Raw genomic sequence first — 9,771 nt, 5'->3', positions numbered from 1 at the left:
GTACAGGGCGGGCCCGTCCTCGTCGGGGGTGATCAGGCCGTAGCCGTGGTTCGGGTGGTAGGACTGCACGGTGCCGGTGGCCATGGGTGTTCCCTCGCTCCGCTGGTTGATGGACCTCATGGCTACCAAACCCGCGGCCCGGATCGGGAGCGACACTCCCTAGGATCGACCCGACCGGAAGGGGGGAGGCCATGCGGGCGGCACGGGCCATCTCGCTGCTGTTGCTGCTCCAGGCCCGGCGGACCATGACCGGGGCCGCGCTGGCGGCCGAGCTGGAGGTGTCCGAGCGCACCGTCCAGCGGGACGTCCTGGCGCTCGCCGAGGCGGGCGTACCGGTCTACGCCGAACGCGGCCGGGCCGGCGGCTACCGGCTGCTGGACGGCTACCGCACCCGGCTGACCGGGCTGGACCGGGCCGAGGCCGAGGTGCTGCTGCTCGCCGGGCTGCCGGGCCCGCTGGGCGACATGGGGCTCGACGCCCCGGCGCTGGCCGCCCGGCTGAAGGTGCTGAACGAACTCGGCGAGGCGCCCGCCAGCGGGGTGCGGCGCTTCCACCTGGACGCGCCCGGCTGGTTCCGCACCGCGCCCGCGCCGCCGCTGCTCCCCGAGGTCTCCCGGGCCGTCTGGGGCGAACGCCGGCTGCGGGCCCGGTACCGGCGCGGCGCGGACACCGTCGAGCGGACGCTTCACCCGTACGGGCTGGTAATGAAGGCGGGCACCTGGTACCTGGTGGCCCGGCCGGACGGCGCCGACGGCGCGGACGGCACCCGGGTGTACCGGGTGGACCGGCTGACCGAGGCCGAGCCGCTGGCCGAGGGGTTCGAGCCGGACGAGGGGTTCGACCTCGCCGCGTTCTGGGAGGCCAAGGCCGAGGAGTTCGCCCGCTCGCTGCTGCGGGAGAGCGTCCTGGTCCGGCTCAGCCCGCTCGGGGCCGAGCGCCTCCCCCGGCTGCTGGAGCCGCACGCCGCCCGGCAGGCGCTGGCCACCGCCGGGGAGCCGGACGGCGAGGGCTGGGTCACCGTCCGCCTCCCGGTCGAGTCGCCGGAGGTGGCCTACGAGGAGCTGCTGCGTCTCGGGCCGGAGGCCGAGCTGCTCGAACCCCCGGCGCTACGGCGGCGGTTGGCGCTGGCCGCGGCCCGCACCGCCGCGCGCTACGCCGTTCAGCGGTAGCCGGCCGGGTCGAGCGGGCCGGCCGCCGTCTCCGCGTCCACCAGGTAGCTCCAGGCGTCCGGGCGGCTGCCGTCCAGGTCGGTGAAGCCGTACTCCTTCGCCAGGGCGCCGCTGGAGAGCGAGGAGCCGTTGAAGCGCGCCACGGCGGGGTCGCCGGCCAGCGCCACCACCGCGCGGCCGACGTAGCCGGGCGACTCCGAGATGCCGAAGTCCGGCTGTCGGCGCGTCGCGTCGCGCCAGGTCTCCTCGGTGACGCCGAAGTGCTCCAGCATCATCTCGGAGCGCAGCCAGCCGGGCGTGAGCGCGACCGCCGTCGCGCCGCGCGGGCCGAGCTCGTGGCCCAGGGCGAAGGCCATCCGCAGCACCGAGGACTTGGCGAGGTCGTAGAACAGGGAGTTCCGGTAGCGGGTCGCGTTGTAGTCGGCGGTGCCGTCGGTCATCTCCACCACCAGGCCGCCCGGGCGGCGCAGCAGCAGCGGCAGCAGGTGGTGGTTGGTGATCGCGTGCGTCTCCACCGCCAGGCGCAGCAGCCGCAGCCCGTTGTCGAGGTCGTGCTCCCAGACCGGCTTCTCCCACTCGAAGAGGTTCTCGCCGCCCCAGATGTCGTTCACCAGGAGGTCGAGCCCGCCCTGCTCGGCCTCGACCCGCTTCGCCACGGCCGCCACCTCGGCGGGGACGAGGTGGTCGGCGCGGACGGCGATCCCCCGCCCGCCGGCCGCCGTCACCAGCGCCGCCGTCTCCTCCAGCGTCTCCGCCCGCCCGTACTCCGAGCGGTGCCCCTCGGCGCTGCGCCCGGTCGCGTAGACCGTCGCCCCGGCGGCGCCCAGTTGCACCGCGATCCCGCGCCCGGCGCCCCGGGTCGCCCCGGCGACCAGTGCGACCTTGCCCTTGAGCGGCTGTGCCATGTCGTGCCCTTCGTCCGCGCTTCCTCCGACACCACCGATGCTGCCGTGGAATCCCGACACCCGCTGTCGGGATTCCGGACGTCATGTCCCCGTCCGTCGGGTGCGGTCCGGTCGTGCCGTCCTGCCCGGGATCCCCCGCGCTCCCCGGCGGCTCGGTACGGGGAGCGCGGGCCCGCGAGCCGCCCCGTCAGGTCACGTTGAGGCGGGCCGCCAGGCGCAGCAGGCCCGGGGACAGGCGGCTCAGGAAGCGGGCCGCCCTGGCCTCGGGGGTGACCGGGACGACCGGCTTGCCGGTGCGGACGGCGTGCAGGATCGCGGCCGCGACCTTCTCCGGTGGGAAGCCCCGGCGGGCGTAGAGCTTCGCTGCACGGGCCTGCTTGGCGGCCTGCTGGTCGGCGGTGGTGGCGGAGAACGTGGAGGTGCGGGTGATGTTGGTGTTGACGATGCCGGGGCAGATGGTCGAGACGCCGATGCCGTGCCCGGCCATCTCGGCGCGCAGGCAGTCGGAGAGCATGAAGACGGCCGCCTTGCTGGTGGCGTAGGCGGTGAGCGCCTTGGACGGCAGGTAGGCGGCGGCCGAGGCGAGGTTGACGAGGTGACCGCCCTCGCCGCGTTCGGCCATCAGCGAGCCGAAGGCGCGGCACCCGTGGATGACGCCCCAGAGGTTGACGTCCAGGACGCGCTGCCACTCCTTCTCGGTGGTCTCCAGGAACGTCCCGGAGTGACCGATGCCCGCGTTGTTGACCACCACGTCGGGCACGCCGTGCGCGGCGGCGACCGTCCCGGCGAAGGCGTCGACGGCGGCGCCGTCGCTGACGTCGACCCGGTAGGCGTGCGCCGGCGGGCCGATCAGGGAGGCGAGTTCGGCGGTGCGCCGGGCCGCGTCGAGGTCGAGGTCGCAGACCACCACCCGGGCGCCGTCCTCGGCGAAGGCCAGTGCGGTGGCCCGGCCGATGCCGCTGCCGCCGCCGGTGACGACGACGAGCGGGCCGGTGCCGGCCGGGTCGGGGGCCTGCCCGGCCTCGACACCGGCGGTGAACTCGCGGACCATCCCGGCCACGGCGGTTCCCTTCTCCAGGAGGGCGGACCAGTGGGTGGCGTGCAGGGAGCGGCGGGTCAGCTTCGGCACCCAGCGCTCCAGCCCCTCGGAAAGGTACTCGCCGACGTAGTGGTCCCGGGTGAGGGTGATCAGCTGGACCGGCACCTCGGTGGGCCGCTCGCGCGGATTGCGCAGGGTGGGGCGCATGTTGGCCCGGTAGAGCTCGATGCCGCGCACCGCGTCGCGCCGCAGGGTGGGCTGCGGGTGGCCGGGTCGCGGGCTGACGGCCTCCAGGTCGCGCAGCACCCGGGGCCAGGCGCGGGCCAGGCCGAGCCGCCAGATGCCGGGGGCGAGGTAGGGCAGGTGGAAGGCGGTGATGTACCAGGAGTGCACGCCCTGCGCGAGCAGCTGCCGGAGGTGGCGCGGGGTGGGGCGGCGGTAGCGCTCGCGCATCCAGTAGCCGATGTGGTCCAGGCAGGGGCCGGACATGGTGGTGTAGGAGGCGATCCGCCGCTCGGCGCCGGGCGCGGTGACGGCCTCCCAGGACTGCAGCGAGCCCCAGTCGTGGGCCACCACGTGCACCGGGCGGTCGGGGCTGACCGCGTCGGCGACGGCGAAGAGGTCGGCTGCCAGGTGTTCCAGCCGGTAGCCCTCGCGCGAGCCGGGCACGCCGGACTCGCCGGCGCCGCGCACGTCGTAGCGGACCACGTGGTGGTCGCGGGCGAGGTCGGCGGCGATGTCGTCCCAGACCGCGTGGGTGTCCGGGTAGCCGTGCACCAGCAGGACGGTGGGCGCGTCTGGGGCGCCGTCCTCGAAGACGGCGAGCGGCAGCCCGCCGGAGTGGACGGTCCGGCGGCGGGTGGTGGTCATCGGGTCGCCTCCTGGGCGGTCGCCTCGGTGTGGGCCGCGGTCCAGCGCCGCACGTGCGGCAGGTCGTCGTCGAGCCAGTAGGCGCCCCCGTGCTCGTCGTCAGGGGTGTCGGTGACCACCAGCAGCTCCTCGAACTTGATGCCCACCGCGCGGAACCCGATGTGCGGCTCCACCGCCCACAGGCCCGGGGTCGGCGCGTGCCGGGACGACCGGCCGTCCGCCCAGAGCGGGGACCGGCCCTGCAGGCGCTCGCCGATCAGCTCGCGGCCGAGCGTCTGGAGTGTACGCACCCCGAAGCCGAGGACGTTGACCCCGGCCGGGCCGCGGCTGGTCGTCCGGGTGACCTGGTGGCCGATCACCCGGCCCGGGTAGACCCGGTGGCGGTTGTCGTAGCCGTGCGCGGCGATCTGGGCGTCCACCGCCGCGTACACCTCGTCGAGCGGCCGGCGGGCGCGGACCTCGGCGAGGATCAGCTCGCGGTAGACCTGGAGGTCGGCGGCGAGCCGGTCCCAGACCGGGTTCTCGCCGACCTTGCCGCCGTAGCCGATGTCGGCGGTGTAGCCGTCCACGATCGGCGCGCAGTCCAGCACGTACGGCATGCCCTCGGCGAGCCGGCGGCTGCCGGCGAAGAACTGCAGCGGAGTGTGGAAGTGCCGGAAGGCGGTGCGGTCGCCGAACCAGGCGAAGGGGACGTGGAAGAAGTCCCGCACGCCGGCGGCGACCAGGCACCGGCGCAGCCGGGCCGTGGCCTGCCGCTCGGTGACGCCCGGTTCGATCCAGGCGGCGACCTGTTCGGCGCAGTGGTAGGCGAGTTGCTGGACCTCGCGGAAGCGGTCCAGGTCGTGGTCGGTGAACGGGAAGGCCGGGGTGCGGGGCAAGGCCGGGGTGCGGGGCACGGCGGGGCTCCTAGAGGTCGAGGACGAGGGTCTCGCCCGCGGCGGCCCGGGAGACGCAGGGCAGCAGGACGCCGGCGGCGCGCTGCTCGGGGGTGAGACGGCGGTCGCGGTGGTCCGCGGCGCCGGACAGCAGCCGGACCTCGCAGGTGCCGCAGAACCCCTGGTGGCAGGAGTACGGCAGGTCGGGCCGCGCCTCGCGGAGCACGTCCAGGGCCGACCGGTCGGCGGGCACGTCCAGGGTCGGGCCGTCCGCGCCGAGGCGGACGGCGAACGGCTCGCCGCCGGTGATCGGCGCGGCGCCGAAGCGCTCGAAGTGCAGGGCGCCGGCCGGCGATCCGTCCAGCGCCCGCTGGACGGCGGCCAGCATCGGGGCCGGGCCGCAGCAGTAGACGGCGGCGCCGCGCGGGGCGTGGGCCAGCAGCTCCGCGCCGGTGGGCGCGCCGCCGTGCTCGTCGTCGGTGCGCAGGTGCACCCGGCGCGGGTCGAGGGCCCGCAGCGCCTCCGCGTACGGGAGGGTGTCGGCGCTGCGGCCGACGTGGACGAGGTGCCAGTCCAGGCCGTGGCGCCGTGCCTCGTGGACCATCGGCAGCAGCGGGGTGATCCCGATGCCGCCGGCCAGCAGCAGGACGGCCGGCTCGGCGCAGAAGGCGAAGCCGTTGCGCGGGCGGCGGGCGGTGAGGCGGGTGCCGGGGTGCAGGTCGGCGTGGATCTCTACCGAGCCGCCGCCGCCCCCGGGCAGCCGGCGGACGGCGATCCGGTAGGCGGTGCGGTCGGCCGGGTCCCCGCAGAGCGAGTAGTGGCGCTCGCGGCCCGAGGGCAGCGCCAAGCGCAGGTGCGCGCCGGGCTGCCAGGGCGGGAGCGCCCCGCCGGAGGGGTCGCCGAGCAGCAGTTCGACGACGTCGGTGGCGATCACGCGGCGGGCGGTGACGACGAGTTGCAGCGGCGGAGTGGGTCGGCTGAGCGGGCGCCGCGGGCTGCGGCGCAGCAGCGGGCCGCCCAGGGCCGGGCTGTAGCGGTCGCCGAAGGCGGTGAGGCGCCGCATGAACCGGTCCGCGCGAGGGCGGCCGTAGAGGTCCGGGGGCGGGTTGTGCAGGTCCATCCGGGCGACTCTCCTGGCGTCAGTGGGCGGCGGCGCGGGCGGCCGGGGAGGTGGCGAGGTATCCGAGGGCCTGGCTGGAGGAGCCCTCCTGGGTGGGGTGGTAGCCGGGCCGCAGGTAGCGCAGGCCGGAGCGGAGCGAGCGGACCGGGTCGGGCAGCAGGCCGCGCCGGGCGAGCCGCCGCGCTTCGCGCCAGCTCGGCCGGATCCGGCCCTCCAGGGTGGGGTCGGCGGCCAGCAGGAACCGGGCCCCGCGCACCCAGAGGTGGACCAGCAGCGGCCCGGAGACGGCCATGCCGCGGATCCGGCGGCCGTAGCCGGGGTCGAGGTGGACCATCAGGTCGTAGGCGACGCTGCGGTGTTCGACCTCCTCGGCGCCGTGCCAGCGCAGCAGGTCCAGCATCGTCGGGTCGGCCTTCGCCCGGTCCAGGCCCGGGGAGTTGAGCGCCCAGTCGCCCAGGAAGGCGGTGAAGTGCTCGATCGCGGCGACGAAGGCGACCCGCTCGATGATGTTCTCGCGCCGCCGCACGGGCGGCAGGCCCGGCTTGTCCCCGAGGACGCGCTGGAACAGCCAGGCGATCTGGCGGACGTACGGGCGCGGGTCGAGGCCCTGGGCGAGCAGGTGGTCCAGCACCTTCTGGTGGGCCTCGGCGTGGATGGCCTCCTGGCCGATGAAGCCCAGTACCTCCTCGCGCAGTCGGTCGTCCCGGATCAGCGGCAGCGCGTCCTTGAACACCTTGACGAACCAGCGCTCGCCCTCGGGGAGCAGGAGGTGCAGGACGTTGATGACATGGGTGGCCATCGGCTCGTCCGGGATCCAGTGCAGCGGCAGCCCGGTCCAGTCGAAGCGGACGTCCCGGGGCTCCAGGACGAGGCTGTCGTGGATCCGGGTGGCGGGGGCGGCGACGGCGGGAACGGGTGTGGTGGTGCGGGGCATGGAGGCCCTCCTGACCTGGGGGCGGGGTGGCTCGGCTCGCGCGGCTCCAGGCAACCTACTCGCGGGTAGCGCCTGCTACAAGGGATTCGGCGACTCTTATCGACATCGAGTCTAATAAGTGATGTGCATCGGGCGGCACCCCGGGAAACGCGAAAGCCCCGCCGAATCCGACGGGGCTTGCGGGCGCGGCCGAGCGCAGGCCGGTCAGGCCGGGGCACAGCCGGCGTGGACCGGCCGGGACCGGTCAGGACCGGCCGGGGTCAGACCGCCATCGCGAGCATCAGCGGCGCGGCCCGGGCGGCCAGCAGCTCGGCGGCCGCCTTGAGCCGGTGCACGTTGTCGACCGGCATCGAGGTGGCCAGGCAGCCGACCGTGCTCCCCGCCGTCACCGGCACGGCGGCGCAGACGGTGCCGAGCGCGTACTCCTGGATGTCCAGCACCGGCACGGTGGCCGGCTGGCGCTCCAGCCGGTGCATCAGCCGGTCGGCGTCGACCACCGTCCGCGAGGTGAGCCGGGCGACCGGGTGACGGGAGAGGTGGTCCAGGCGGGCTTCGTGGTCGAGCTGGCTGAGCAGGCACTTGCCGATCGCACTGGCGTGCGCGGTGGCCCGGAAGTCCACCCACTCCTGCACCGCCGGCGCGTGCTCGCCGGCGGCCACCGCCTCCACCGACAACTCGCCGTCGTGGTACCGGGTGAAGTACACCGCCGCGCCCAACTCGTCCCGCAGCTCGGCGAGTTTGCGGTCCAGCCGGGCCCGCACCAGCTGCTCCCGGTTGCGCTGCCCGAGCAGCGCGAAGGTGCCGCCGAGCACCCAACCGCCGTCCTGGCACTGGAGGTAGCCCTCGATCTCCAGGACCTCGGCGAGCCGGCGGACGGTCGGCAGACCCAGGGACGTCTCCCGGGCGAGGGAGACCAGGGTGGCACCGCCGGGGTGCCGGTCGACGGCCTCCAGCAGTCTGAGGGCGTGCTGCAGGGAGGTGAACGGACCGGGCACGCCCTGGTCCACCGTGGCGTGACGACCCGGGGCTGGTGTCGACATGTCGTCCCCTTCCGATGTCCCCCACGGAGTTACCCGCGGGTGTTCTCCAGCCTAACCACCTTGGGGCCTCCGCAGTTGCCGCTCCGCGGATATTCGTGCAGGTACGGTAAAGAACTTGACCGGCGGGGGTCTGAGGTGGTGGGCGCGGGCAGCACAACGGCCCCTCCCCCACTGCCCTGGGGGGAGGGGCCCGATGTGCGGCCGCCGGAGTGCGGGCCCCGGCGGCCGGTGAGGGTGGTTCGGAAGGATCCGGTGGGTCAGCCCTCGTCGCCGGCGCGGAGCTTGGTGACGGCGGCCTCCAGGCGGGCGCCGTACTCCTCGTCGGCCGCGTGGAAGTGGGCGAGGTTCTTCTCGACGATGTCGTCGCGCGTCACCTGTGCCAGGAAGCCCGCGATGTTGTCGATCAGGCGGGTCTTCTCACCGGCCGACATCAGCCGGTAGAGCTCACCGGCCTGGAAGAAGTCGTCGTCCTTGGTGTGGGCCGGCGTGGTGTAGGTGCCGGTGTGGCCGTTCACCGCGAGCGGCGCGGCGAGCGCGCCGTCGGTCTGGGCCGGGCCGTCGTACGAGTTGGGCTCGTAGTTCTTGCCGCGGCCGGACTTGTTGACGGCGGCGAGGCCGTCGCGGCCGTAGTTGTTCGCCTCGGTCGCCCGGGGGGCGTTGACGGCGAGCAGGGTGTGGTTGACGCCGAGGCGGTAGCGCTGGGCGTCCGCGTAGGCGAACAGGCGGCCCTGGAGCATCTTGTCCGGGGACGGGCCGATGCCGGGCACGAAGTTGTTCGGCGAGAACGCGGACTGCTCGACCTCGGCGAAGACGTTCTCCGGGTTCCGGTTCAGCACCAGGCGGCCGACCTTGACCAGCGGGTAGTCCGCGTGCGGCCACACCTTGGTGAGGTCGAAGGGGTTGAAGCGGTAGTCCGCGGCCTCGGCGACCGGCATCAGCTGGACGTAGAGCGTCCAGCTCGGGAAGACGCCGCGCTCGATGGCCTGGTGCAGGTCGCGCTGGTGGCTGTCGGCGTCGGCGCCGAGCACCTCGGCGGACTGGCCGCCGTCCAGCGAGCGGATGCCCTGGTTGGTCTTGAAGTGGTACTTCACCCAGAAGGCGTCGCCCTGCTCGTTGACCCACTGGTAGGTGTGCGAGCCGTAGCCGTTCATGTGGCGGTAGGAGGCCGGGATGCCGCGGTCGCCGAAGAGCCAGGTGATCTGGTGGGTGGAGGCCGGCGAGTGGGCCCAGAAGTCCCAGACGTTGTCGGCCTCCTGGACGCCCGTGAACGGGTCGCGCTTCTGCGAGTGGATGAAGTCCGGGAACTTGATCGGGTCCTTGATGAAGAACACCGGGGTGTTGTTGCCGACGAGGTCGTAGTTGCCCTCCTCGGTGTAGAACTTCAGCGCGAAACCGCGCGGGTCGCGCACCGCGTCGCTGGAGCCCAGGTTGCCCGCCACAGTGGAGAAGCGCAGGAACAGCTCGGTGCGCTTGCCGACCTCCGAGAGGAAGGCCGCCCGGGTGTACTGCGAGACCTCGTCGGTGACCTCGAAGTAGCCGTAGGCGCCGGAGCCCCGGGCGTGCACGACGCGCTCCGGGATGCGCTCGCGGTTGAACCGGGCCAGCTTCTCCAGGAGCTGCTGGTCCTGGATGAGCAGCGGGCCGTACTCGCCGGCCGAGGCCGAGTTCTGGTTGTCGGCGACGGGCGCGCCGGACTCCGTGGTCAGGATCTTGGACATGGAGGGTCCTTCAGGGTCGATAAGGCGTGCGTGGAGAAGGGAGTGACGGCGGTTCAGACGCCGAGCAGGCGCCAGACGGCCGAGCGGCGGCGGGAGGAGTG

General features: G+C 74.2%; 8 protein-coding genes. 1 reads left to right on the top strand and 7 read right to left on the bottom strand.

Features of this window, described 5'->3' with window-relative positions:
- Positions 1-191: 191 nt before the first annotated feature.
- Positions 192-1,169: a WYL domain-containing protein gene (locus AB0J08_RS39830; protein ID WP_360644510.1), complete on the top strand. Its 978-nt coding sequence runs from the start codon at positions 192-194 to the stop codon at positions 1,167-1,169.
- On the opposite strand, the gene AB0J08_RS39825 is transcribed toward AB0J08_RS39830, so the two are convergent.
- The 7 genes from AB0J08_RS39825 to AB0J08_RS39795 all read right to left on the bottom strand — a co-directional run bounded on the left by AB0J08_RS39825 (position 1,160) and on the right by AB0J08_RS39795 (position 9,670).
- Positions 1,160-2,074, bottom strand: a complete 915-nt coding sequence (locus AB0J08_RS39825; protein ID WP_360644507.1) for an SDR family oxidoreductase — start codon at positions 2,072-2,074, stop codon at positions 1,160-1,162. The two genes, AB0J08_RS39830 and AB0J08_RS39825, sit on opposite strands and share 10 nt — an antisense overlap.
- Before the next feature lie 187 nt (positions 2,075-2,261).
- Complete coding sequence (locus AB0J08_RS39820) at positions 2,262-3,983, bottom strand: SDR family oxidoreductase (protein WP_360644504.1); 1,722 nt, start codon at positions 3,981-3,983, stop codon at positions 2,262-2,264.
- Positions 3,980-4,879, bottom strand: coding sequence for a M24 family metallopeptidase (locus AB0J08_RS39815; RefSeq protein WP_360644501.1), 900 nt, complete (start codon positions 4,877-4,879; stop codon positions 3,980-3,982). Before AB0J08_RS39815 ends, AB0J08_RS39820 begins: the two co-directional genes overlap by 4 nt.
- Positions 4,880-4,889: 10 nt before the next feature.
- Positions 4,890-5,978, bottom strand: a complete 1,089-nt coding sequence (locus AB0J08_RS39810) for a PDR/VanB family oxidoreductase (protein ID WP_360644498.1) — start codon at positions 5,976-5,978, stop codon at positions 4,890-4,892.
- Positions 5,979-5,997: 19 nt separating this feature from the next.
- A complete protein-coding gene (locus AB0J08_RS39805) occupies positions 5,998-6,912 on the bottom strand; it encodes a metal-dependent hydrolase (RefSeq protein WP_360644495.1) in 915 nt (304 codons plus the stop codon).
- A 260-nt stretch (positions 6,913-7,172) separates the two neighbouring features.
- Positions 7,173-7,952: an IclR family transcriptional regulator C-terminal domain-containing protein gene (locus AB0J08_RS39800; RefSeq protein ID WP_360644492.1), complete on the bottom strand. Its 780-nt coding sequence runs from the start codon at positions 7,950-7,952 to the stop codon at positions 7,173-7,175.
- A 257-nt stretch (positions 7,953-8,209) separates the two neighbouring features.
- Complete coding sequence (locus tag AB0J08_RS39795) at positions 8,210-9,670, bottom strand: catalase (protein ID WP_360644489.1); 1,461 nt, start codon at positions 9,668-9,670, stop codon at positions 8,210-8,212.
- Positions 9,671-9,771 lie beyond the last annotated feature (101 nt).

Source organism: Kitasatospora sp. NPDC050463 (assembly GCF_040655255.1).
Classification (GTDB): domain Bacteria; phylum Actinomycetota; class Actinomycetes; order Streptomycetales; family Streptomycetaceae; genus Kitasatospora.
This window is presented reverse-complemented; position numbering and strand designations above follow the sequence as displayed.

Coding starts and splice junctions, on each gene's coding strand:
- AB0J08_RS39810 (WP_360644498.1), bottom strand. CDS start 5,978: ATGGACCTGCACAACCCGCCCCCGGACCTCTACGGCCGCCCTCGCGCG.
- AB0J08_RS39830 (WP_360644510.1), top strand. CDS start 192: ATGCGGGCGGCACGGGCCATCTCGCTGCTGTTGCTGCTCCAGGCCCGG.
- AB0J08_RS39800 (WP_360644492.1), bottom strand. CDS start 7,952: ATGTCGACACCAGCCCCGGGTCGTCACGCCACGGTGGACCAGGGCGTG.
- AB0J08_RS39795 (WP_360644489.1), bottom strand. CDS start 9,670: ATGTCCAAGATCCTGACCACGGAGTCCGGCGCGCCCGTCGCCGACAAC.
- AB0J08_RS39820 (WP_360644504.1), bottom strand. CDS start 3,983: ATGACCACCACCCGCCGCCGGACCGTCCACTCCGGCGGGCTGCCGCTC.
- AB0J08_RS39805 (WP_360644495.1), bottom strand. CDS start 6,912: ATGCCCCGCACCACCACACCCGTTCCCGCCGTCGCCGCCCCCGCCACC.
- AB0J08_RS39825 (WP_360644507.1), bottom strand. CDS start 2,074: ATGGCACAGCCGCTCAAGGGCAAGGTCGCACTGGTCGCCGGGGCGACC.